The organism is Saccharothrix sp. AJ9571 (genome assembly GCF_021725495.1).
Lineage (GTDB): Bacteria > Actinomycetota > Actinomycetes > Mycobacteriales > Pseudonocardiaceae > Amycolatopsis > Amycolatopsis magusensis.
In genome coordinates, this window is sequence record NZ_CP091382.1 from 9,378,533 (window position 1) to 9,398,976 (window position 20,444).

At 71.4% G+C, this 20,444-nt stretch carries 24 protein-coding genes; 12 read left to right on the forward strand and 12 right to left on the reverse strand.

Annotation, left to right across the window (positions count from 1 at the left end; all coding sequences use genetic code 11):
* Positions 1 to 16: 16 nt before the first annotated feature.
* Together L3Q67_RS42575 and L3Q67_RS42580 are read right to left on the reverse strand one after the other, a co-directional pair.
* Entirely contained in the window at positions 17 to 151 is a 135-nt protein-coding gene (locus L3Q67_RS42575) for a hypothetical protein (protein WP_499187061.1), read from the reverse strand.
* 304 nt (positions 152 to 455) lie between these two features.
* The gene (locus tag L3Q67_RS42580; RefSeq protein ID WP_499187062.1) at positions 456 to 1,451 is read right to left on the reverse strand and encodes an aldo-keto reductase family protein; all 996 of its coding nucleotides are present in this window, start codon (positions 1,449 to 1,451) and stop codon (positions 456 to 458) included.
* Between the two features lie 93 nt (positions 1,452 to 1,544).
* Here L3Q67_RS42580 and L3Q67_RS42585 point away from each other — a divergent pair, with 93 nt between their 5' ends.
* Entirely contained in the window at positions 1,545 to 2,237 is a 693-nt protein-coding gene (locus L3Q67_RS42585) for a TetR/AcrR family transcriptional regulator (protein WP_499187063.1), read from the forward strand.
* Here the strand turns inward: L3Q67_RS42585 and L3Q67_RS42590 are convergent.
* Together L3Q67_RS42590 and L3Q67_RS42595 are read right to left on the reverse strand one after the other, a co-directional pair.
* Positions 2,203 to 3,213 carry a serine hydrolase domain-containing protein gene (locus L3Q67_RS42590; protein ID WP_499187064.1) on the reverse strand — a complete coding sequence of 337 codons (1,011 nt, stop codon included), beginning with the start codon at positions 3,211 to 3,213 and terminating at the stop codon, positions 2,203 to 2,205. The genes L3Q67_RS42585 and L3Q67_RS42590 overlap by 35 nt on opposite strands.
* Positions 3,210 to 3,875 (reverse strand): TetR/AcrR family transcriptional regulator, encoded by a 666-nt coding sequence (locus L3Q67_RS42595; RefSeq protein WP_499187065.1) that lies wholly within the window; start codon positions 3,873 to 3,875, stop codon positions 3,210 to 3,212. The genes L3Q67_RS42590 and L3Q67_RS42595 overlap by 4 nt, the downstream gene beginning before the upstream one ends.
* 85 nt (positions 3,876 to 3,960) lie before the next feature.
* Between L3Q67_RS42595 and L3Q67_RS42600 the strand changes: the two genes are divergently transcribed.
* Genes L3Q67_RS42600 through L3Q67_RS42610 form a run of 3 tightly spaced genes read left to right on the forward strand, consistent with a single transcriptional unit; the run spans position 3,961 to position 7,627 of the window.
* Positions 3,961 to 4,434, forward strand: coding sequence for a (2Fe-2S)-binding protein (locus L3Q67_RS42600; protein ID WP_499187066.1), 474 nt, complete (start codon positions 3,961 to 3,963; stop codon positions 4,432 to 4,434).
* Positions 4,431 to 5,423 carry an FAD binding domain-containing protein gene (locus tag L3Q67_RS42605; RefSeq protein ID WP_395907415.1) on the forward strand — a complete coding sequence of 331 codons (993 nt, stop codon included), beginning with the start codon at positions 4,431 to 4,433 and terminating at the stop codon, positions 5,421 to 5,423. The genes L3Q67_RS42600 and L3Q67_RS42605 overlap by 4 nt, the downstream gene beginning before the upstream one ends.
* On the forward strand, positions 5,420 to 7,627 hold the full coding sequence (locus L3Q67_RS42610; protein WP_499187067.1) for a xanthine dehydrogenase family protein molybdopterin-binding subunit: 2,208 nt from the start codon (positions 5,420 to 5,422) through the stop codon (positions 7,625 to 7,627). Before L3Q67_RS42605 ends, L3Q67_RS42610 begins: the two co-directional genes overlap by 4 nt.
* Before the next feature lie 175 nt (positions 7,628 to 7,802).
* On the opposite strand, the gene L3Q67_RS42615 is transcribed toward L3Q67_RS42610, so the two are convergent.
* Genes L3Q67_RS42615 through L3Q67_RS42625 form a run of 3 tightly spaced genes read right to left on the reverse strand, consistent with a single transcriptional unit; the run spans position 7,803 to position 11,405 of the window.
* Positions 7,803 to 8,312, reverse strand: a complete 510-nt coding sequence (locus L3Q67_RS42615) for a DinB family protein (RefSeq protein WP_499187068.1) — start codon at positions 8,310 to 8,312, stop codon at positions 7,803 to 7,805.
* Positions 8,313 to 8,322: 10 nt separating this feature from the next.
* Positions 8,323 to 10,161 carry an ArnT family glycosyltransferase gene (locus tag L3Q67_RS42620; protein ID WP_499187069.1) on the reverse strand — a complete coding sequence of 613 codons (1,839 nt, stop codon included), beginning with the start codon at positions 10,159 to 10,161 and terminating at the stop codon, positions 8,323 to 8,325.
* Complete coding sequence (locus L3Q67_RS42625) at positions 10,158 to 11,405, reverse strand: bifunctional glycosyltransferase family 2/GtrA family protein (protein ID WP_499187070.1); 1,248 nt, start codon at positions 11,403 to 11,405, stop codon at positions 10,158 to 10,160. Before L3Q67_RS42625 ends, L3Q67_RS42620 begins: the two co-directional genes overlap by 4 nt.
* 184 nt (positions 11,406 to 11,589) lie before the next feature.
* Here L3Q67_RS42625 and L3Q67_RS42630 point away from each other — a divergent pair, with 184 nt between their 5' ends.
* Positions 11,590 to 12,177, forward strand: a complete 588-nt coding sequence (locus L3Q67_RS42630; protein WP_499187071.1) for a hypothetical protein — start codon at positions 11,590 to 11,592, stop codon at positions 12,175 to 12,177.
* A gap of 16 nt (positions 12,178 to 12,193) precedes the next feature.
* Here L3Q67_RS42630 and L3Q67_RS42635 read toward each other — a convergent pair whose 3' ends face one another.
* Both L3Q67_RS42635 and L3Q67_RS42640 read right to left on the reverse strand, forming a co-directional pair.
* The gene (locus L3Q67_RS42635; RefSeq protein ID WP_499187072.1) at positions 12,194 to 12,376 is read right to left on the reverse strand and encodes a hypothetical protein; all 183 of its coding nucleotides are present in this window, start codon (positions 12,374 to 12,376) and stop codon (positions 12,194 to 12,196) included.
* Positions 12,377 to 12,462: 86 nt separating this feature from the next.
* A complete protein-coding gene (locus L3Q67_RS42640) occupies positions 12,463 to 13,176 on the reverse strand; it encodes an SDR family NAD(P)-dependent oxidoreductase (RefSeq protein WP_499187073.1) in 714 nt (237 codons plus the stop codon).
* A 122-nt stretch (positions 13,177 to 13,298) separates the two neighbouring features.
* On the opposite strand from L3Q67_RS42640, the gene L3Q67_RS42645 reads away from it, so the two are divergent.
* From L3Q67_RS42645 to L3Q67_RS42670, 6 genes are all read left to right on the forward strand, one after another.
* On the forward strand, positions 13,299 to 13,667 hold the full coding sequence (locus tag L3Q67_RS42645) for a BlaI/MecI/CopY family transcriptional regulator (protein WP_499187074.1): 369 nt from the start codon (positions 13,299 to 13,301) through the stop codon (positions 13,665 to 13,667).
* Positions 13,664 to 14,569 carry a M56 family metallopeptidase gene (locus tag L3Q67_RS42650; protein ID WP_499187075.1) on the forward strand — a complete coding sequence of 302 codons (906 nt, stop codon included), beginning with the start codon at positions 13,664 to 13,666 and terminating at the stop codon, positions 14,567 to 14,569. Before L3Q67_RS42645 ends, L3Q67_RS42650 begins: the two co-directional genes overlap by 4 nt.
* A 55-nt stretch (positions 14,570 to 14,624) precedes the next feature.
* On the forward strand, positions 14,625 to 15,338 hold the full coding sequence (locus L3Q67_RS42655) for a hypothetical protein (RefSeq protein ID WP_499187076.1): 714 nt from the start codon (positions 14,625 to 14,627) through the stop codon (positions 15,336 to 15,338).
* Positions 15,329 to 15,715: a GntR family transcriptional regulator gene (locus L3Q67_RS42660; RefSeq protein ID WP_499187077.1), complete on the forward strand. Its 387-nt coding sequence runs from the start codon at positions 15,329 to 15,331 to the stop codon at positions 15,713 to 15,715. The genes L3Q67_RS42655 and L3Q67_RS42660 overlap by 10 nt, the downstream gene beginning before the upstream one ends.
* Positions 15,716 to 15,815: 100 nt before the next feature.
* The gene (locus L3Q67_RS42665) at positions 15,816 to 16,004 is read left to right on the forward strand and encodes an RGCVC family protein (protein WP_499187078.1); all 189 of its coding nucleotides are present in this window, start codon (positions 15,816 to 15,818) and stop codon (positions 16,002 to 16,004) included.
* Between the two features lie 458 nt (positions 16,005 to 16,462).
* Entirely contained in the window at positions 16,463 to 17,197 is a 735-nt protein-coding gene (locus tag L3Q67_RS42670) for an SDR family oxidoreductase (protein ID WP_499187079.1), read from the forward strand.
* Positions 17,198 to 17,242: 45 nt separating this feature from the next.
* Here the strand turns inward: L3Q67_RS42670 and L3Q67_RS42675 are convergent, their stop codons facing one another.
* The 3 genes from L3Q67_RS42675 to L3Q67_RS42685 form a co-directional block, all read right to left on the reverse strand.
* Positions 17,243 to 17,392 (reverse strand): hypothetical protein, encoded by a 150-nt coding sequence (locus L3Q67_RS42675; protein ID WP_209665409.1) that lies wholly within the window; start codon positions 17,390 to 17,392, stop codon positions 17,243 to 17,245.
* 190 nt (positions 17,393 to 17,582) lie between these two features.
* The gene (locus L3Q67_RS42680; RefSeq protein ID WP_499187080.1) at positions 17,583 to 18,767 is read right to left on the reverse strand and encodes an alginate lyase family protein; all 1,185 of its coding nucleotides are present in this window, start codon (positions 18,765 to 18,767) and stop codon (positions 17,583 to 17,585) included.
* 115 nt (positions 18,768 to 18,882) lie between these two features.
* On the reverse strand, positions 18,883 to 19,047 hold the full coding sequence (locus L3Q67_RS42685) for a hypothetical protein (protein WP_209665407.1): 165 nt from the start codon (positions 19,045 to 19,047) through the stop codon (positions 18,883 to 18,885).
* A gap of 244 nt (positions 19,048 to 19,291) precedes the next feature.
* Here L3Q67_RS42685 and L3Q67_RS42690 point away from each other — a divergent pair, with 244 nt between their 5' ends.
* Complete coding sequence (locus L3Q67_RS42690; protein WP_499187081.1) at positions 19,292 to 20,329, forward strand: fatty acid desaturase family protein; 1,038 nt, start codon at positions 19,292 to 19,294, stop codon at positions 20,327 to 20,329.
* Positions 20,330 to 20,444: the final 115 nt, after the last annotated feature.

Below are 20,444 nucleotides of genomic sequence, written 5' to 3' on the forward strand. Positions count from 1 at the left end.
AGCGCGAGGGCTCAGCTCACGGCGTGGGCGGCGGCGACTGCGGGCAGCCGCCCGCACAGTCGGTGCCGACCTCGTGGGTGTGGCCTTCGTGCGTGTCCTCGGGCTTCTCGACGGGCTTTTCCTTGACCGGGCTGGACTCGGTAGTGGTCATCGCGATCTCCTCCCCTGATGATCTTCGTTACACCAACCGGGCGACGCAGACCAGGCCGGAAGAGCGGGCCGGTAGCTCTGAGTCCCCCATTCGCCGGTTCCCTCAAACCGCGAACGGCCTAATGATGGCACAACGGACCAGTGATCGGGAAAATTTTCCACAGACTGTCACCGCAACCCGGCTCCACCTGCACGGATACCGCCATCCGGTCTACCGCCCAGTGGCACCCCGGCGGGGTCCGCATCCCCGCCACGGTTGGCCCATCGTCCACAAGCGACGTTCGCCGCCAGAAGGCTCACCGTGTTCAGGCGTGGCGTTCACTGTCCAGTGCGGCCATCATCGGCTCGGCGTACCGGCTGCCCGCCGCCGCGCCCGCCGGGACAGCGGCCTCGATCGCCGAGAGATCCGCCTGGGACAGTTCCAAATCCGCCGCGCCGAGCGACTCGGCGAGCCTGGTCCGCGTACGCGCGCCGATCAGCGGCACGACATCCTTGCCCTGCGAAGCAACCCAGGCGATCGCGACCTGCGCGACGGTGACCTCCCTGGCCTGCGCGACCTTGCGCAGCGCCTCGACCAGTTCGAGGTTGCGCTCCAGGTTTTCCCCCTGGAAACGCGGGTTCGAGCCGCGGAAGTCGGCCGCGGTCAGTTCGCGGTCCGGTCGCCAGTGCCCGCTCAGCAGGCCGCGCGACAGCACCCCGTACGCGGTGACGCCGACGCCGAGTTCTCGCGCGACCGGCAGGATTTCCGCTTCGATACCACGGGAAAGCAGCGAATATTCGATTTGCAGATCGGTGATCGGGTGTACGGCCGCGGCCCGCCGCAGGGTCTCGGCACCGACCTCGGACAGCCCGACGTGCCGGACGTGGCCCGCCTCGACGAGTTCGGCGATGGCACCGACGGTGTCCTCGATCGGCACGGCCGGATCGAGCCGGGCGGGCCGGTAGATGTCGAGGTGATCGGTGCCGAGCCGCCGCAGGCTGTACGCGGCGAAGGTCTTCACCGCCGCCGGGCGGCCGTCGAACCCCGCCCAGGCACCGTCCGGGTCGCGCAGCGCGCCGAACTTCACGCTGATCGTGGCGGCTTCGCGAGCCCGGCCGCGCAGCGCGTCCCGGAGCAGGAGTTCGTTGTGCCCCATGCCGTAGAAGTCGCCGGTGTCGAGCAGGGTGACGCCGGCGTCGAGCGCGGCACGCACGGTGGCGATCGATTCCGCCTCGTCGGCCGGACCGTACAAATCGGACATTCCCATCATGCCGAGCCCGAAGGCCGAAACCTCGGCCTGGCCCAGTGCGCGGGTCCGCATCGGTGTTACCTCCAGGATGTTTCCGTTGCTAACTCCACCACGCTAACACCGATACCGGACAAACGCTACCAAGGAGTTGTTATCATCGGAAACATGACGGTCGACCAGGCACTTCCCACTCGGGACCGCATCCTGCGCGCGGCGGCGGAGCTGCTGCAGGAGGGCGGTCGTGACGCGGTCTCCACCCGGGCGGTGAGCGCGGCGGCCGGGGTCCAGGCGCCCGCGCTCTACCGGCTGTTCGGCGACAAGGACGGCCTGCTCGACGCGGTGGCCTCCTACGGTTTCGAGGAGTACCTGGGCCAGAAGCACGACCTCGGCGCGACCGGCGACCCGGTCGGCGACCTGCGCCGCGGCTGGGACCTGCACATCCAGTTCGGCCTGACGCGGCCGGCGTTCTACGCGCTGATGTACGGCGAGGCGCGCCCGGGCGGCCCCTCCCCCGCCGCTAAGGAGGCCGCCGCGATCCTGCACGGCATCATCTCGCGGATCGCCGAAGCCGGGCAGCTGACGATGAGCGTGGAGCGCGCCGCGGAGCTGACGCACTCGACCGGCGTCGGCGTGGTGCTCTCGCTGATCGCCCTGCCCCCGGCCGAGCGCGACCTCGAAATCTCCGCCGTGGCACGGGAAATGGTGGTGCGCACGATCACCACCGACCAGCCAGCGCCCGGTGCGGACTTGGCGACCAGGGCCGTGTCCCTGCGTGCCGCGTTGACCGGCGACCTGCCGTTCAGCCCGGCGGAACGGGCCCTGCTCAGCGAGTGGCTGGACCGCCTCGCCGACGGCTGAGCGCGCGCAACCACGGCAGCCAGCGCGGGTCCGGCCCCTGACCCGGGTTCCAGCCCGAGTGCGCGCACACGTACGCGACGGCCAGCCCGGTTTCGCGATCGGCGAAGGCGAGCCGACCACCCGCACCGGCGTGGCCGAACGAAGTCGCACCCAGCAGCGGGGACGCACCGCGCGTCAACTCGAACCCGAGCGCGAACCGTTGCGGGTGCGGCATGACCACCGGGGTCGGCAGCCCGTCGGTCTGCGGTGCGCACGCACGATCGAGCGTCGCCGATCCGAGTAGTCCACTGAGGACGGACGAGTACAGCTTCGCCAGCGAACGCGCGTCCCCGATCCCGTTGGCGGACGGGATTTCGGCCGCCCGGCCCGCACGGGTGGTCAGCAGTTCGGCCAGCTCCGTCCGATGAGGACCGATCGGCGCGACACGGTGTTCCTGCTCGGCGGGCAGTCCGATCCACAGGTCCAGCCCGAGCGGGCGGGCGATCTCCTCGTCGAAGAACCGGCCGGCCGTGGTGCCGGTGACCCGCCGGATCACTTCGCCGACCAGGTAGCCGAAGGTGGTCGAGTGGTAGGCGAACGCCGTGCCGGGGGTCCACCGCGGACCCATCGCGGCCAGCGTCGACGTGCACCGGTCCCAGTCGAGCAGGTCTTCGCCGTCGAGGTCGAAGGCGGGCAGGCCCGCGCGGTGGGACAGCAGGTACGAGACCGGCGGATCGGCGCGGAACCCGGGCCAGTACCGCGAAACCGGTGCGTCCAGGTCCAGGTCACCGCGTTCGGCGAGCAGGTGCGCGCAGATCGCCACCAGCGCCTTCGTGCACGACATGGTGACCGCGATCCGGTCGGGCGCCCAGCCGGTCCAGAGGTCCACCACCGGTACGCCGCGCTGATGGACGGCCAGTTGCGCACCGCCGCCGTGGTCCAGCGCGAACGCTTCGCGCACGTCCTCGAACCCGGGTGCGACCGTGCCGTGGATCACCGCAGTGACGGCAGGCCGGCGACGATCGCCCCGAGGGCGCGCTTGAGCGTCGGCACGAACGGCGGGCACATCGCGGCCAGCTCCGGGTCCGACGCGTACACCTCGATCAACGTCTTCGGCGGGTGCGCGGCCGGGTACAGCGCACCGCCGAACATCGTGCCCGCGGCCGCGAGCTCGAAGCCCTCGGTCTCGGTCAGGCCGAGGCCGGTGCGCGCGATCGCCACGCCGACCTCGGCGAGCACGTCCTTCACCTGCCGCTTGAACGAGCGCGCCGCCTCGACCGACACGTTGTGCTCGAGACTGGTCGCCACGTGCCCGAGCAGGTCGCAGAACAGCGGGCGTGCTTCGAGCGTCTCGGCGATCGCGCCGACCAGCGCGTCGGCGGTCCGCACCCGGTCCAGCCGGTCGATGAGGGCGGCACCCCACTCGGCCCAGCACTCGGCGGCGAGTTCGAGGTAGATCTCCTCACGCGTGCCGAAGTACCGGACCACATTGGACTTCGCCAGGCACACCGCCGCGGCCACGTTGCCGAGGCTGACCGCGCGCACACCCGAGGCGACGGCGAGCTCGCGAGCGGCGGCGAGGATCGCCTCGCGCCGCTGTCGCTTCTGCTCGGGCCTGCGCGCCCGGACGAAATGCTGTCCCATGACGGCGATCAGCATACGACCCAAGTTAAAAGAACGCCGTACTCTTGTTAAGAGACCACTGTTTCGTTAACCTCGGCAGCACCGAACGACAGGAGGATCAGTGACCGAGCTGCGTTTGCGGGTCAACGGAGCCACCACGGTGCTCAGCCTTCCGCCGCAGGTCAGCCTGCTGGACGCGCTGCGCGAGCACCTCGGGCTGACCGGCACGAAGAAGGGCTGTGACCAGGGCGCCTGCGGGGCGTGCACGGTGCTCGCGGACGGAGTGCGGATCAACTCGTGCCTCGCGCTGGCCGTGCAGTACGAAGACGCCGAGATCACCACGATCGAGGGACTGGACCACCCGCTGCAGGCCGCCTTCGTCCGCCACGACGGACTGCAGTGCGGCTACTGCACGCCCGGCCAGATCTGCTCGGCGGTCGGCATGCTCGCCGAGCACCGCGCGGCCCCGGACGGCGAGCTGACCGGCGCGGAGATCCGGGAGCGGATGAGCGGCAACCTCTGCCGCTGCGGTGCCTACAACGGCATCGTCGACGCCATCCAGGAAGTAGCTGACCGGGAGGTGGTCGCCCGATGAGGTCCTTCGCCTACCACCGCGCCACCGACGTGCCCACCGCGCTGCGCGTCATCGCCGGCGAGCCGAACGCCAAGTTCCTCGGCGGCGGCACGAACCTGGTCGACCTCATGCGCGCCACGGTGGAGCGCCCGGACACCGTGGTCGACATCAGCCGGTTGCCGCTGACCGAAGTAGAGGAACTGCCCGGCGGCGGGGTGCGCGTCGGGGCGCTCGTGCGCAACAGCACGCTGGCGGTCCACCCGCTGATCCGCTCGCGGTACCCGGTGCTCACCCAGGCGGTGCTCGCCGGGGCGTCCGCGCAGCTGCGCAACATGGCCACCGTCGGCGGGAACCTGCTGCAGCGCACGCGCTGCCCGTACTTCTACGACACCACGTCGGCGTGCAACAAGCGCGAACCGGGCAGCGGCTGCGACGCGCTCGGCGGGTTCAACCGGGGGCACGCGATCCTCGGCACCACCGAGTCCTGCATCGCCACGCATCCGTCCGACCTGTGCGTGGCGCTCGCCGCGCTCGACGCCACGGTCGAGATCGAAAGCCTGCGCGGGCTGCGCCGCCTGCCGCTCACCGAGTTCCACCGGCTGCCCGGCGCCACTCCGCAGGTGGAGACCGAACTGGCCGCCGACGAGCTGATCACCGCGATCGAGCTGCCCGCCCTGCCGATGGCCGCGAACTCCCGCTACCGCAAGGTGCGCGACCGGGCGTCGTACGCGTTCGCGCTGGTCTCGGTCGCCGCCGCGCTGGAGGTGCGCGACCACGAGGTGACCGCGGTCCGGCTCGCGCTCGGCGGGGTCGCCGGGAAACCGTGGCGGGCCCGCGAAGCCGAACGCGTGCTGCTGGGGGCCCCGGCCACCGAGGAGTCCTTCCGCGAAGCCGCGGCGGCCGAGCTCGCCGCCGCCACCGGACGCGAGCACAACGCCTTCAAGATCGACCTGGCCCAGCGGACGATCACCGCGACGCTGCGGCAGCTGACCGGCAGGAGCGCGGCATGACCCAGGTGCAGGACCCCCCGCTGACCCAGGCCGTCGGCCGCCCGCTCGACCGGGTCGACGGCACCGCGAAGACCACCGGGGAAGCCCGGTTCGCCGCGGAGTACCCGTATCCCGGCCTGGCCTACGCGGCCATGGCGCACGCGACGATCGCGCGCGGCCGGATCACCGCGATCCACACCGGAGCCGCGCTCGCCGTGCCCGGGGTGCTGACCGTGCTCACCCACGAGAACGCGCCACCGATGAAGAAGCCGCCGAGACCGACTCCGCTGAAACTCAGCACGATGGCGTCGGGCACCAGGGTCAACTACCTGAACACCGACGAGGTGTACTGGAACGGCCAGCCGATCGCGGTGGTCGTCGCCGAGACGCTCGAAGCCGCCCGTGAAGCCGCGTCACTGGTGACGGCCGAGTACGCCGTCGCCGAGTCCACAGTGGACTTTAAGGCGGAGCAGGGGAACGCCAAGCCCCAGCCGAGCACCATGCTCATGCCCGGCGGCGCGAAGAAGGGCGACGCCGAAGCCGCGCTCGCCGCCGCGCCGGTCTCGGTGGACCTGCGGTACTACACCCCGATGCACAACCACAACGCGATCGAGCCGCACGCCACTACCGCGGTGTGGGACGGCGACCGGCTGACCGTGCACGAGGCCACGCAGGGCATGGACTGGGTGCGGCGGCACCTGGCGCTGAGGTTCGGCGTGCCGGTGGCCGGGATCCGGGTGATCGCGCCGTTCGTCGGCGGCGGCTTCGGCGGCAAGGGCTCGGTGTGGGCGGGGACGGTGCTGACCGTGCTCGCCGCGAAGGTGACCGGACGACCGGTGCGCATGCTGCTCAGCCGCGAAAGCGTCTACCGCACGGTCGGCGGGCGGACGCCGTCCCTGCAGCGCGTCGCGCTCGGCGCGGGCACCGACGGGCGGCTGACCTCGCTCATCCACACCAGCGTCACGCAGACCGGCAGCGGGGGCGGCGGTCCGGAGCAGGTGACCTCGCAGTCGCGTCACCTCTACGCCGCCGAGAACATCCTGGTGCAGCAGAACCTCATCGAACTCGACGCCGTGCCGAACACGTTCATGCGTGCTCCCGGCGAGGCGATCGGCACCTACGCACTGGAAGCCACGGTCGACGAACTGGCCTACCGGCTCGACATCGATCCGGTCGAACTGCGGCTGCGGAACGAACCGACGGTGAACCCGCTGGACGGCAAGGAGTTCTCGCACCGGCTGCTCCGCGAGTGCTACACCCGCGGAGCCGCCGAGTTCGGCTGGGCGGACCGGACCCCGGAGCCTGGCTCCATGCGGGACGGGCGGTGGCTGGTCGGCTGGGGCGTCGCGGCGGCGTACCACCCGGCGGTGCAGTTCACCGCCAACCTCACCGTACGACTCTCCGCCGACGGCTCGGTGCTGGTGCGCTGCGGCTTCCACGAGATGGGCATGGGTGGCGCGACCGCGCAGGCGCAGATCGCCGCGGACGCGCTCGGGGTGCCGGTCGGCTCGGTCCGCGTCGAATACGGCGACACCGACCTGCCCACCGGCCCGCTGGCGGGCGGCTCCAACCAGACCGCCAGCGTCGCGGCGAGCCTGCTCACCGCGTGCGACAAGCTCAAGCACGAGTTGGCCGGGCTGGCGAAGAAGCACCCCGGGGATTCGCACTCGGACATCCTCCGGGCCGCCGGGAAGCCCCACCTGGAAACGTCCGTCGGCGCCGACTCGGGCCTCGGCGCGGTGGCCGGGCAGGTCCGGTTCATGTCGAAGTTCGTCCGCGACCAGCGGCGCTGGGTGAAGGCCGCGAGCGGCGCGCACTTCTGCGAGGTGCGCGTCGACCCGGACACCGGCGAGACCCGGATCTCCCGCTGGACCGCGGTGTTCGACGTGGGCCGGGTGATCAACGCGAAGACCGCCACCAGCCAGCTCAAGGGCGGCATCGTGATGGGCATCGGCATGGCGCTGTCCGAAGAAACCCTGGTCGACCCGCGATCGGGGCGGATCATGAACCCGAGCCTGTCCGAGTACCACGTGCCGGTGCACGCCGACATCCCGCCGATCGACGTGCACTACCTGGACGAACCGGACCCGACCATGCCGCTGGGCCTGGTCGGCATCGGCGAGGTCAGCATCACCGGCGTGGCGGGCGCGGTCGCGAACGCGGTCTTCCACGCCACCGGCAAACGCGTCCGTGAACTCCCCATCACCCTGGACAAACTGCTCTAGCTCACGACGAACCCCGGGCGAGTCCCACACCCAGGAAGGCGAACCCCACGTTCAGGCAGCCGAACCCCACACTCGCCGCGCCCGGACCCGAAACCACCGGGACACGAATGTGGCTTTCGGGGCCGATTCCGCCCCCAAAGCCACATTCGTGTCCGCTAAAGGCTCCGCGAGGAGACTAGGCGCCGACCTCGCCGTCGATGGCTTCGCGCAGGAAGTCGGCGTGGCCGTTGTGCCTGGCGTACTCGTGGATCAGGTGCAGCATCACCAGTCGCAGCGAGACGTCCTCACCCCAGCGGGGGAAGTGTCCGAACACGTCAAGGGATTCCGCTTCCCGCTCGATCCGGCGCGAGTGCTCGACCTCGGCTTGCCACGCCTCGAACGCCTCCTCACGGGTGGCGTTCGAGGCGTCGTAGGCGACCTGGTAATCCCGTTCGGGCGACCAGACGAACGGCAGCTCCGTCTCCTGGTTGATCACCCGCCGGAACCAGGTCCGCTCCACTTCGGCCATGTGCCGGACCAGCCCGAGCAGCGAGAGCGTCGAGGGCGGGCTCGACTGCTCGCGCAACTGCTCGGTAGACAACCCCTCGCACTTCATTTCCAGCGTGGCGCGGTGGAAGTCCAAAAAGGCGCGCAGCGTCTCGCGCTCGTCCCCGCGCAGCGGCGGGCTGATCCGTTCGGTCCCCATGGCGCGGATCCTACGGGGTGAGGTCGTAGACCGTTTGCCCGCCGATCGTGGTCGCGGTGAAGTTCGCCTGCACCCACTCGGCGATCTCGCTGCCACCCCCGCCGGGACCGCCCATGCGGCCGGCGCCTTCGCCGATGTAGTAACCGATCCGGCCCTCGGCCACGTACTGCTGGAACTGCGCCGGCGTCGGCGCCGGGTCCCCGCCGTTGAAGCCACCGATCGGCATCACCGACTTCCCGCTGGTCAGTTGCAGCGAAGCCGCGCCCCGCGTGCCGCTGCTCGCCGCGGCCCAGTCCTCCGTGCTCGCCCGCAAGGCCGCCACGAGCTCCGCCGACGGCGTTTCCCCTTCCGGCATACCGAAAGCACCACCGGTCGCGGGACCGGAGATCGGGATCGACCCGCTGTGCGGCACCGCCGCGGTGGCCACGCCGAACACCAGCGTGCCCGTCAGCCCGACGGCCACCGCCGCCACCGCGATCGCCCGCCCGGCCCGCCGGAACTCGTGCGCGCCGACCGCGATCGCGCTGGCCACCAGGATGCCGAGCACCAGGATCGCCCAGCGGATCACCGGGTGCCATTCCGAGGACCGGTCGAGCAGGATGTAGTCCCACACCGCGGTCACCGCGACCATGCCAGCCAAGAAGAACCGCGGCGCCGCGTGCGCCCGGCCCCGCCACAGTTCACGCCCGGCGATCGCGACCACCGCGGTGATCGCCGGGGCCAGCGCGACCGCGTAGTACGGGTGCACCGTGCCCTCCATGAAGCTGAACACCAGCGCGGTCACGATCAGCCAGCCGCCCCACAGCACCAGTGAGGCCCGCGTGCGATCGGTCCGCGGCGACCAGCGCGTGAACCAGAGCCCGGCGATGAGGCCGAGCACCGCGGCGGGCAGCAGCCAGGAGATCTCCGTGCCGAAGCTGTCGCCGAACATGCGCCCGATCCCGGTCTCCCCGCCGAAACCGACGTTCCCGCCGCCCATGTTGCCGCCACCGCCGTTGCCCGCGCCACCGAAGATGCGGCCGAGTCCGTTGTACCCCAGCGCCAGGTCGAGCACGGTGTTGTCGGTGGACCCGCCGATGTACGGACGGGATGCCGCGGGCCACAGGTCGGCGACCGCGATGTACCAGCCCGCCGAGACCACCACCGCCACGAGCGCGCCGAGCAGGTGCAGCAGCCGCTTGCCGAGGCCCGTCGGCGCGGCGATCAGGTACACCAGCCCGAACGCCGGCAACACCAGGAACGCCTGCAGCATCTTCGTCAGGAAGCCGAACCCGATCGCCACGCCCGCCAGGGCAAGCCACTTCGGCGACGCCTTCTCCACCGCGCGCACCACGCAGTAGGCGCCGAGCACCAGCAGGAAGGTCAGCAGCGCGTCCGGGTTGTTGAAGCGGAACATCAGCGCCGCCACCGGGGTCAGCGCCAGCGCGGCCCCGGCGAACAGGCCCGCGCCCGGCCCCGACCACCGGCGGACCGCCGCGTACAGCAGCGCCACCGAACCGACGCCGAGCAGCGCCTGCGGCACCAGCATGCTCCAGCTGGAGAAGCCGAAGACGCGGCCGGACAAGCCCATCAGCCACAGCGACGCGGGCGGCTTGTCCACGGTGATGGTGTTCCCGGGGTCGAGCGAGCCGAAGAACCACGCCTTCCAGTCCAGCGAACCGGCCTGCGCGGCCTCGGCGTAGAACGAGTTGCCCCACCCGGAAGCACCCAGGTTCCACAGGTACAGCACGGCGGTGCCGAGCAGCAGTCCCCAGAAGGCGGGCCGCACCCACCGGGGCGCCGCCGGGCCGTTGCTGTCCGAAGTGGACGGTGCGGCCGGCGCGGGGGCGGACAGGGTCGAGGTGCTCACGGGGTCTCCGATCGGTTCCGGCGGGGGTTGAACACCCAGCCGCGCAGGAGCAGGAAGCGCAGGACGGTCGCGGTGAGGTTCGCCAGCACGAGCACGACCAGCTCGATCGGCTGGGACGGGCTGGTGGCCGAGTGCAGCAGCGCCAGCGAGCCGCTGGTCAGGCCGAGGCCGAGCAGGAACACCAGCATGCCTTCGAGGTGGTGGCGCCCGGCCCCGGCGGCACCGCGCACGCCGAAGGTCAGCCTGCGGTTCGCCGCGGTGTTGGCCACCGCGGTCACGGCCAGCGCCACGAAGTTCGCCGCCTGCGGGCCGACACCCCCGCGCAGCAGCACGAAGAGCAGCAGGTACGCCAGCGTGCTGGCGACGCCGACCGCGGCGAACCGGACCAGCTGGCGGACCAGCCCACCCGGCACACCGGGCGCTTCGACCGGCACCGGCGCGCGGTTGAGCTGGTCCCGCAGCCTGCCGATCGGCAGGCTGCCGGTGGCCAGCGCGCGGGCGAGCCGGGCGATGCCGCGCAGATCGGCGAGTGCGGTCGAGATGATGTCCACCCGGCTGTCCGGATCGTCCACCCAGTCGACCGGGACCTCGTGGATGCGTGCTCCGGCGCGCTGCGCGAGCACCAGCAGTTCGGTGTCGAAGAACCAGCCGGTGTCGGCGACGTGCGGCAGCAGCTCCCTGGCGACGTCCGCGCGGATCGCCTTGAAACCGCACTGGGCGTCGGAAAACCGGACCGAGAGCGTGCCGCGCAGCAGCAGGTTGTAGCAGCGCGAAATGATCTCCCGTTTCGCGCCGCGCACCACCCGCGCTCCACGCGCCAATCTGCTCCCGATCGCCACGTCGGAATGCCCCGAGATGAGCGAAGCGACCAAAGGGGACAGTGCGGCGAGGTCGGTGGACAGGTCGACGTCCATGTACGCCAGCACCTGCGCGTCGGAGGCCAGCCACACCGCGTGCAGCGCGCGGCCGCGGCCCTTCTGCTCCAGCCGGACCGCGGTCACCTCGGCCAGTTCGGCGGCCAGTTCCCCGGCGATCGACCAGGTCCGGTCGGTGCTGGCGTTGTCGGCGATGGTGATCCGGAAGCGGTAGGGGAAGCGCAGGCTCAGGTGCCGGTGCAGTTCCCGCACGCTCGGGCCCAGGTCGGTCTCTTCGTTGTACACGGGCACCACGACGTCGAGCACGGGGGCCGGGCCGTCCGTCTCGACCGGCGCGCGCCGGGTGTCCGCGGGCAGAGTCGCTGTCATGCCTACGAAGCTGGGCCCCCGGGCTGGGTGCTCCTTGTGCTGATCCTGTGGCTCCCCTGTGAGCCGGGCCCATTGCCCTGAGTCCCATAGCCCCAGCCAAGGCGGGGCACAGCGGACGCACAGGCAACGGCCCGAGGCTGGGACGCAGCCGGCGAGTGAGCCGGAGCTACGAGGAGTGAGTCAGATGACCGAGCCAGCCAACCCCCAGCCTTCCGAGCCCACCCCGGAGTGGGGTGCTCCGGCGCCCCGGCCCCGCTGGTCGGGCAAGAAGACCGCGGCCGCGGCGGCGATCGCGGTCGGCATCGCGGCCACCGGCGGCGTCGCCGTCTACGCCGCGAGCGGCACCTCCGTGACCGAACAGGGCGGCGGCCCCGGCGGCATGATGAACGGCGGTGGCCCGATCATGCGCTCGGCCGAGGGACTGGCCTCCGCGCTGCACGGCGAGTACACCGTCTCCGACGGCAAGGGCGGGTTCACCACCGAAGTGATGCAGGCGGGTGAGGTCGCCGAGATCAGCGCGACCTCGGCGACGGTGAAGAGCGAGGACGGCTACACCAAGACCTACACGATCGACGGCAGCACCACGTTCGGGCGTCAGGGCACGGCGGCCGACATCGCCGGCGGGGACACCGTGATGGTGACCGCCATCCCGAACGGCGACGCGGCGACCGCGAAGACCATCACGGAACGCACCACGCAGCTACAGGGTGGTCCCCAACAGGGTGGTCCCCAGCAGGGCGGCCCGCAGGGTCAGCAGCCGCCGGGCAACTGACCTCCGTCGCGAGGAATCAGGCCACGGCACCGGAGCGGTGCGACGGGTCCGCGGACAGGTAACCCTGGTCCGTGGACTCGCGCAGCCGGTCGAGGATGACCGGGGTGGACAGGCACTCGGCCATCGGTTCCCGTTCGATCTCGGTCCGCCAGGCTCGGAACATCATTTCGAGCGACGCGGCGCCTCTGCACTCGGTCATCGGGCACCTCTCCCAGGTCGGACGAAGCCGAGCCAGGGTTACCCACTCCACGCGCGTTCTACACCCGCTGTCGAATGAGACCTGCGTCACATCGGTGAGGACAGTGCGTAACCGCCGTCCACCACCAGGACCTGCCCGGTGACGTACCGCGAGGCGGCCGACAGCAGGAACAACGCGGGCCCCACCAGGTCTTCCGGATCCGCGAGGCGGCCCAGCGGCACGCGGCCCGCCACCCGGCGCCGGGCGTGCTCGTCCGCGAGCGGACCCGGCGCGAGGCCGTTCACCCGCACCCCGCTCGGCCCGAGCTCCAGCGCCAGCCCGCGCACCAGCTGGGAGACCGCCGCCTTGGTCGCGCCGTAGGGCACGCTGCCGGGCAGCACCCGCTCGGCCGTCACCGACGAGATCGCCAGCACCGCACCGGAACCACGGCGTGCCATCGACGGCGCGGCCGCCCGCACCATCCGGTACAGCGCCCCGACGTTCACCTGGCACAGCAACTGCCACTCGTCTTCGCTCAGCTCGGTCGCCGGCGATCGCACGTGCACGTTCTCGGCCAGCACCAGCAGTTCCGGCGCGCCGTCCAGTGCCATCAGCACCTCGGCGGGCAGCCCACTCCCCCGCGGATCGCCGACCACCGCGCGGCCACCGACTTCGGCCGCGAGCTCCTGGGCCGCCGGGTCCTGGTCGACCAGCAGCACCTCCGCGCCCGCCGCGGCGAGCGCCCGCGCCAGTACCGCGCCGATGGTCCCGGCCGCGCCGGTGACCACCGCCTGCCTGCCGGTGAACTCGGGTCCGGTCAACCGCGGTCGACCACCCGGTCCCCGGCCTCGACCCCGGTGTGCGGGGCCGGCGGGCGCTTTCGCATGGTGTGCTCTCCACTGGCGGGATCTCCGCCGAGCATAGCGGGACCTACCATGTGCCCATGGCGGGAACAGGCGGTTTGGGTGAGCTGGAACGCGCGGTGATGGACGTGCTGTGGGACCACGCCGGCCCGGCGACGGTGCGCGCGGTCGCCGACGCGCTGGCCGAGCGCAAACCGGCCTACACCACCGTGATGACCGTGCTCGACCGCCTGGCGAAGAAGGGTTTCGTGCTCCGCGAGCGCGACGGCCGCGCCTGGTCCTACCGCCCCGCCGCCGGCCGGGACGCCTACGTCGCCCGGCTCATGCTCGACGCGCTGGCGCTGACCGGCGATCGCGAGGCCGCGCTGAACCACTTCGCCCGCTCGGTGAGCAATCCCGAGGCCGAAGCGCTCAGCCAGGCGCTGGACAGGCACCGGAAGTCCGGATGAGCGCGGTCGCGCACCTGGCCGTGACGCTGGTGCTCTGCCTGCTCGCCGTGCCGCCGCTGCTGGGTGCGCGCTGGAGCAGTGAGAGCCCCGGCGCCGCCGTGGTGGCGTGGCAGTCGCTGCTGGCCACCGGGGTGCTGTGCGTGCTCGGCCTGCTGGCCGCGCTCGGGCTGGCGCCGTACGACCGGCCGATGCTGCCCGCACTGGACGCGTTCACCGCCGATCTGGCCACCGGCTCGCCGCCGGAGATGACCGCGGCGCGGCTCGCCTGGCTGGTCGCCGCGGTGGTCACCACCGCGCTGGTGCCGATCACCGTGGCCGTGTCCACCGCGGGCGTGCTGCGGGTCCGGCGCCGCCAGCGGGACCTGCTCGCGCTGCTCGGCCGCGAGGACCCGGCCGCCCCGGGTGCGGTGGTGGTGGACCACCCGGCGCCGATGGCCTACTGCGTGCCGGGCCTGCGGCCGCGGATCGTGGTCAGCTCGGGCACGCTGGCCATGCTGGACGCCGGGCAGCTCGCCGCCGTGCTCGGGCACGAGCGCGCGCACGCCCGCGAGCGGCACGACCTGGTGCTGGTGCCGTTCACCGCGTTGCGCCGGGTGCTGCCGAAATCGCGCTACGCCAAGGAAGTCTCCGCGACCGTGGCGCTGCTGCTGGAGATGCGCGCCGACGACAAGGCATGCCGGGCGCACACCCGCGACTGCCTGCAAGCCGCACTGCGGCGGTTCCGCGACGGCGGGTTCACCACCCCGGCGGGCACGCTGGGCATCGACGGGGACATCACCGCACGACTGGACCGGATCGCCGAACCGCGGCGCCGCCGCCTCCTGCCCGCCCGCTGGATCGCGCTCACCGCCACCTCCGCGCTGGCCTCCACCCCCATCAGCCTCTTCGTCTGGCCGGGCTAGGCGACCCGGGCTCTCGTCTTGTACCATGCGCTTGATACAAGACAGGAGGTCGCTCGTGCCTTTCGACAACCTGCTGGGCGTGGCCTTGATCCTCGGCCTGTTCGGCCTGCTCATCCTGATCCCGCTGTGGCCGGGTGACAAACAGGGCGTGAAGGTGCTGCGCCGCTGGGGCGTCGGCGATCCGGCGCCGTCCGATGTCGCCGAAGCGGTGCGGTACCTGCGCCGCCGCCGGTTCTGGTACCCGTGGCTGTTCCTCGGCCTGCCCGCGCTGGCCGACGCGGCCGGGCTCGCCGACGACCCGGCCCCGTCCATCATCCTGGCCACCCTGCTGGGCGGCGCCCTGATCGCCGAGGTGCTGGCGCAGCGGCCGCCGAAGGGCGCCCTGCGTGAGGCCACTTTGGACAGTCGACGGGTGCGCACGCTCATCCCGGTGTGGGGGCTGGGTCTCTACGCGACCATCGTCGTCGCTGCCGCGGTGTGGCTGCTGCTCCACCGCTCGTGGGTGCTGCTGGGGGTGGCCGCGGTGACCTCGGCGATCACCTGGCTGATCATCCTGCTCGCCGTACGTCGTCCGTCCACAGGGGACGGTGCGGTGGACACCGCGCTGCGCGTGCGCAGCGCCAGGGTGGCCGCCGGGCTGGGGGCCGCCGCCACCGCGTCACTGGTACCGGCGCAGAACCTGACCTCGTGGATCCTGGTGGTCGCCGGGCTGGCCGCCTGGTTCCACCTGGCCGGCGGGATCCGCACCGAGGTGGCGCGGTGCCGCTGAAGGTCGTCGTCGACGCCGACAGCGGGATCGCCCCGTGGCGGCAGGTGCACGACCAGCTCATCCGGCTGATCACCACCGGTGCGCTGGCCCCCGGCACGCGCCTGCCGCCGATCCGGCAGCTCGCCAGGGACCTCGCGCTGGCTTCGGGCACCGTCGCGCGCGTCTACCGGGAGCTGGAGGCGAACGGCTGGGTGCGCACCGCCCGCGCGAAGGGCACCGTGGTCACCGAGGCCGGTCACCGGCCGGACAAGGCCGCGCTGCTGCGGGCCGCCGCCGTCGAATACGCCCGCACCGCCCACGACCTCAGCGTGGACGTGGAGGCCGCGCTGGCCGCGGTCAGTGCGGCCTGGTCCGCGCGCGAACCCGGCGACGCGTAGGCTGAGTGTCGTCGAAGGCAACCTGACGCGGCGCACCCAAGCCCGCGTCGTCTCCGGCACCCAGTCCGGCCGGTTCCCCGGCCGGAGACGGGAGCACCGGATGAACTCGCCCATCGCCGAAGCCGTCGAAACCCGGTCGAGCAACGCCTGTCCGGCGTGCTCGCACCCGCTGGACGGCCACGACAACCTCGGCACCCGTTTCTGCACCGCCACCATCGACAGCCACCTCGACCGCGGCTGCATCTGCCCCAGCAAGATCCGGACCGAAAAGCCCGCCGCCAAGCGCTGAGCACCACCTGCACCGCTCGCGAGGTCGCGCCGGTTTCCGGGGTGGGGCACGTCGGGCCGCCCAACGGCACGGCGCGCCCCACCCCGGAAACCGGCTCAAAAGCGACCTCGCCGCCCTGCCGGAGGCGGGGCCAAAGACACCGAGTGTGGGTTTCGGCCGCCGGAACGTAGAACTCGGCTGCACGAACGTGGGACTCGCCCGGCGACCGCCGCATCCCGGGCGAGTCCCACACTCAGGCAGCCGAGTCCCACACTCAGGCAGTCGAACCCCACACTCGCGCAGCCGAGTCCCACACTCGCGACAGGCGCCATGTCACGAATGTGGCCTTTGGGGGCGGATTCCGCCCCCAAAGGCCACATTCGTGTCCGATGCAGGCCGTCCGGGGAGAGCCAGGGTGTGCGGCACCCAGGAGAACCACGTCCTGCCCGGCTCGGTCGTCACGGCCCAGACTCGGATTCATGAGCGATGGAACCGAGAAGACCGTGTTGATCACCGGGGCGAGCAGTGGCATCGGGCAGGCGACCGCGGTGCGGCTCGCCGCCGCCGGGCACCGGGTGGTGCTCGGCGCGCGCCGGACCGAGCGGCTGGCGGAGCTGGCCGAGGAGATCCGCGGCGCCGGCGGGTCGGCTGAGTACCGCGCGCTGGACGTGACCGACGCCGAGGATTTCCGCGCGTTCGTGGAATTCGCCCTTGAGCGGTACGGCCGGGTGGACGTGGTGGTCAACAACGCCGGCGTGATGCCGCTGTCCAATTTGGACGCCGGACTGCTGGACGAGTGGAACCGGATGATCGACGTGAACATCCGCGGCGTGCTGCACGGCATCGCGGCCGCGTTGCCGCTGATGCGGGCGCAGGGGCACGGGCACTTCGTCAACGTGGCCTCGATCGGCGCGCACGAGGTGGTGCCGTCGGCCGCGGTGTACTGCGGCACCAAGTACGCCGTGTGGGCGATTTCCGAGGGCCTGCGCCAGGAATCGGGCGGGGACGTGCGGGTGAGCGTGGTCTCGCCGGGTGTCACCGAATCCGAACTGGCCGACAGCATCACCGACCCGGAAGCGGCGGCGGGCATGCGCGAGTACCGCAAGGTCGCCCTGCCCGCGTCGGCCATCGCCGGCGCGATCGCCTACGCCGTGGCGCAACCGTCCGAAGTGGACGTCAACGAGATCGTGGTCCGCCCGGCGGCGAGCAGGTAGGAGAAAGCCGTGGCGGGCTCGGGTGAGCCCGCCACGGCCATGGTGTCACCCGCGGCGGCGGGCGGCGTACTGGCGCGGCTGCACGACAGGGGTGGACCTGCCGCGGTCGGGGATCTTGCCCCCGGACCGCGCGGCGCGGCGCTCACGCCGGTTCGCCGGCGCCGGGGTGACTTCGCTGGATTGACTGGCACGCATGAGGAAACCTCCTCGTCTTGACCAAAGCTCGGCATGAGTAGCCGGGAAAGACGAGCCGCGAGGGCTACCGAGGAAGAGAAGCACGCGCGGCACGGAAGCGGCGGCGCGGCGGGGTTCCGGATCAGATCACCCGACCAAGTTAGCAAGCCCCGCCGACCCCGCCAACTCATTTATCGCGGGAGCGCGAGTGCTAGTTCGGATTGCCCGCGTGGGTCAGGGTCTGCCACGCCACGAACAGGCTGTTCGTCCCCGCCGGCCGCTGCTGCTCGACCAGCTTCTGCGTGTTCGACATCGGGATGCCGAGGCGGGTGTTCAGCGCGGCGAACGCCACCTCCGGCACCGGGCCGAGGCCCCGCTTGACGCTGCCCCCGCAGATCGACGACGGCGGCGCTTCGCCCAGTTCGTACTTCGCGTGGAAGCCGAGGGTGTGCCGCAGCCGGTCCTGGATCTCCGGGTACAGGTCCTGCCCCTGGTGGCGGGCGGTCTCGGCGAAGCTGGCGATGGAGGCGACGCCGTACCCGGTGTGGGTGAAGTCACGGCAGGTCTCCTGGGCCAGCCCGGTGACGAAGCTCTGCTGGCCGTGCCAGTAGGCCACGATCTCGTCGCGGGTGTCGATCCCGCTGCCCGGCGGCGTCTTCGGCAGGGCGCCGTCGGAGGGCAGGTAGATGAACGCGGGCACCCGGGTGCGGAAGATGCCGACGGCCTTGTCGTAGGCCGCCCGGTCCTCCAGGAACACCGCGATGCCGAGGGAGGCCTCCATCATGGTCAGTTCCCAGTTGCCGTTCGTGTTCGCCCGGCCGCCGGCGATCTCGGGCAGGTAGACCTCGCGCAGCATGGTGGCGAACCGGTTCACCCCGGCCTGCGACCAGCCCGCCCCGGTGTGCCGGATGATCTCCGCCGCCTTCGCCCACGAGGTGCCCGCCCACGCGGTCTGCAGCGGGGCGTTGCTGTTGGTGTGGCCGGTGAGCACCGCGGACCAGGCGTCCATGATCGAGATCGCCTTGGCGGCGTACCGGCTGTCGCGGGTGATGTACCAGTTCAGCGCGTGGGTGTAGGCGGCGATGGCGTCCTGCCGCTCGTCGGTGCAGCCCAGGTTCGGGTTGCTGTACGGCCCGCATTCGACCACCGCTCGCGGCTTGGGCTGCCGGGTCAGCGAGGCGAGCGGGTTCGAGGTCATCTGCGCGTACGCCGCGGCCTGCGGCTGGGCGCCGGCACCGACCCGGTCACGGACGAAGTCGAGCTGGGCGCGGTTGAGGAACACGCCGGGGTGGGTGAACGCAGGTGGCGCGGCCGAGACCGGCTGCGGCACGGTGACCAGGACGAACGCGGTCAGCAGGGCGAGGACGGCGGACAGGGACCGCCGGGGTGCGGGCATGGGTTCTCCTCCGGAGAGATCTGTGCCTCGCTCCGGCGGCGGGGAGAGAGCGGAGACCCGTCCACCCAGCTTTGTGGTCTAGACCACACCCGGTCAATCGGCCGTTCAGGTGGGCTCAGGAAGCCAGTTCCCCGGTCTCCTCGCTCGGCACCTCGAACTCGCACACGCGCACCCCGCGGCGGTAGAGGACCACCGCGGACTCGGTCCGGTCGCCCTCGGGCAGGACCAGCGCGGCGAACGTGCTCTCGCCACCCATCCTGGTGAATTCGTACTCGCGCACAGCGCCTCCCGGCCCTCGTTTCCCCCTGCCCTTCACTGTGGGCACCCACCGACCGCACGACAAGCGATTTTCCGGCAAAGACTTCCACCGCCCGGCCACCTGGCGGTAACTGGGCGGGCTGCCCCGGGCGGCGGCCAGGTAGAGTTGAGGGAAGTTGAGGGCTTGTGTATCCCGGTAGCCGAACCGGTTTCGTCTTCGGCGGTTACATCCGGCCCGAAAGAGGCCGGGAACGGGAGCGCCGGCAATGCCGACCTCACTTGATCAGCAGGCTACCCTCGGTGACTACGCGGTGCTGTCGAAGCTGATCCGCAACGCCGGGCTCCTGGAGCGCCGCCGCGGCTACTACGCCGTCAGGATCGGGCTCAACCTGCTGGCGATGGCGGGTGCCTGGGTGGCCTTCGCCTACATCGGCGACTCCTGGTGGCAGCTGTTCGTGGCCGCCTTCCTGGCGCTCGTGTTCGCGCAGCTGGCCTTCATCGGCCACGACGCCGGGCACAAGCAGATCTTCCGCGGCGGCCGTCAGAACAACCTGGTCGGCCGCTTCCACGGCGGGCTGGTCGGGATGAGCTACGGCTGGTGGAACAAGGGGCACAACCGCCACCACGCCAACCCGAACCACGAGCACGACGACCCGGACGTCAACATAGACGCACTCGCCTTCACCGAGAACCAGGCGCGGCTGAAGACCGGGTTCCTGCGCTGGATGGCCAAGTACCAGGCCTACCTGTTCTTCCCGCTGCTCCTGCTCGAAGGCCTGAACCTGCACATCAGCAGCGTGCGGGCGATCTGGAACGGCGAAGTCAAGTCGCGCAAGATCGACGGCGCGCTGCTCGTCCTGCACTTCGTGCTCTACCTGGGCGCGGTGTTCCTGGTGCTCTCCCCCGGGATCGCCGTGATGTTCCTGGTCGTGCACCAGGGGCTGTGGGGCGTGTACATGGGCTGCTCGTTCGCCCCGAACCACAAGGGCATGCCGAGCCCGTCGGAGGAGGACTCGAAGGACTTCCTGCGCAAGCAGGTGCTCACCTCGCGCAACGTCCGCGGTGGTTTCTGGGTCGACCTGGCGCTCGGTGGCCTGAACTACCAGATCGAGCACCACCTGTTCCCGCACATGCCGCGGCCGAACCTGCGCCACGCGCAGCCGATCGTGCAGCAGTTCTGCCTGGAACGGGGCATCCCCTACGCCCAGTGCGGCCTGATGCGCTCGTACCGGTACGTCCTGGAGCACCTGCACGAGGTGGGCGCCCCCCTGCGTGCCCCCGCTACCGCTCCCGCGGCCGCCTGACCTGCCGTGAATGTGGCTTTCACGGCGCATGCCGCCGTGAAAGCCACATTCACGGCATTCGCACGTCGCGTGGTTCTGTCGGGGTGGGGTGGTAGGCAGTGCGGGTCAGCCCGCC

Bases quoted from the DNA above. Each gene is read 5' to 3' on its own strand.
- L3Q67_RS42575 (WP_499187061.1), bottom strand. From the start codon at position 151: ATGACCACTACCGAGTCCAGCCCGGTCAAGGAAAAGCCCGTCGAGAAG.
- L3Q67_RS42580 (WP_499187062.1), bottom strand. From the start codon at position 1,451: ATGCGGACCCGCGCACTGGGCCAGGCCGAGGTTTCGGCCTTCGGGCTC.
- L3Q67_RS42585 (WP_499187063.1), top strand. From the start codon at position 1,545: ATGACGGTCGACCAGGCACTTCCCACTCGGGACCGCATCCTGCGCGCG.
- L3Q67_RS42595 (WP_499187065.1), bottom strand. From the start codon at position 3,875: ATGCTGATCGCCGTCATGGGACAGCATTTCGTCCGGGCGCGCAGGCCC.
- L3Q67_RS42605 (WP_395907415.1), top strand. From the start codon at position 4,431: ATGAGGTCCTTCGCCTACCACCGCGCCACCGACGTGCCCACCGCGCTG.
- L3Q67_RS42610 (WP_499187067.1), top strand. From the start codon at position 5,420: ATGACCCAGGTGCAGGACCCCCCGCTGACCCAGGCCGTCGGCCGCCCG.
- L3Q67_RS42615 (WP_499187068.1), bottom strand. From the start codon at position 8,312: ATGGGGACCGAACGGATCAGCCCGCCGCTGCGCGGGGACGAGCGCGAG.
- L3Q67_RS42625 (WP_499187070.1), bottom strand. From the start codon at position 11,405: ATGACAGCGACTCTGCCCGCGGACACCCGGCGCGCGCCGGTCGAGACG.
- L3Q67_RS42630 (WP_499187071.1), top strand. From the start codon at position 11,590: ATGACCGAGCCAGCCAACCCCCAGCCTTCCGAGCCCACCCCGGAGTGG.
- L3Q67_RS42635 (WP_499187072.1), bottom strand. From the start codon at position 12,376: ATGACCGAGTGCAGAGGCGCCGCGTCGCTCGAAATGATGTTCCGAGCC.
- L3Q67_RS42645 (WP_499187074.1), top strand. From the start codon at position 13,299: ATGGCGGGAACAGGCGGTTTGGGTGAGCTGGAACGCGCGGTGATGGAC.
- L3Q67_RS42650 (WP_499187075.1), top strand. From the start codon at position 13,664: ATGAGCGCGGTCGCGCACCTGGCCGTGACGCTGGTGCTCTGCCTGCTC.
- L3Q67_RS42665 (WP_499187078.1), top strand. From the start codon at position 15,816: ATGAACTCGCCCATCGCCGAAGCCGTCGAAACCCGGTCGAGCAACGCC.
- L3Q67_RS42670 (WP_499187079.1), top strand. From the start codon at position 16,463: ATGAGCGATGGAACCGAGAAGACCGTGTTGATCACCGGGGCGAGCAGT.
- L3Q67_RS42675 (WP_209665409.1), bottom strand. From the start codon at position 17,392: ATGCGTGCCAGTCAATCCAGCGAAGTCACCCCGGCGCCGGCGAACCGG.
- L3Q67_RS42680 (WP_499187080.1), bottom strand. From the start codon at position 18,767: ATGCCCGCACCCCGGCGGTCCCTGTCCGCCGTCCTCGCCCTGCTGACC.
- L3Q67_RS42690 (WP_499187081.1), top strand. From the start codon at position 19,292: ATGCCGACCTCACTTGATCAGCAGGCTACCCTCGGTGACTACGCGGTG.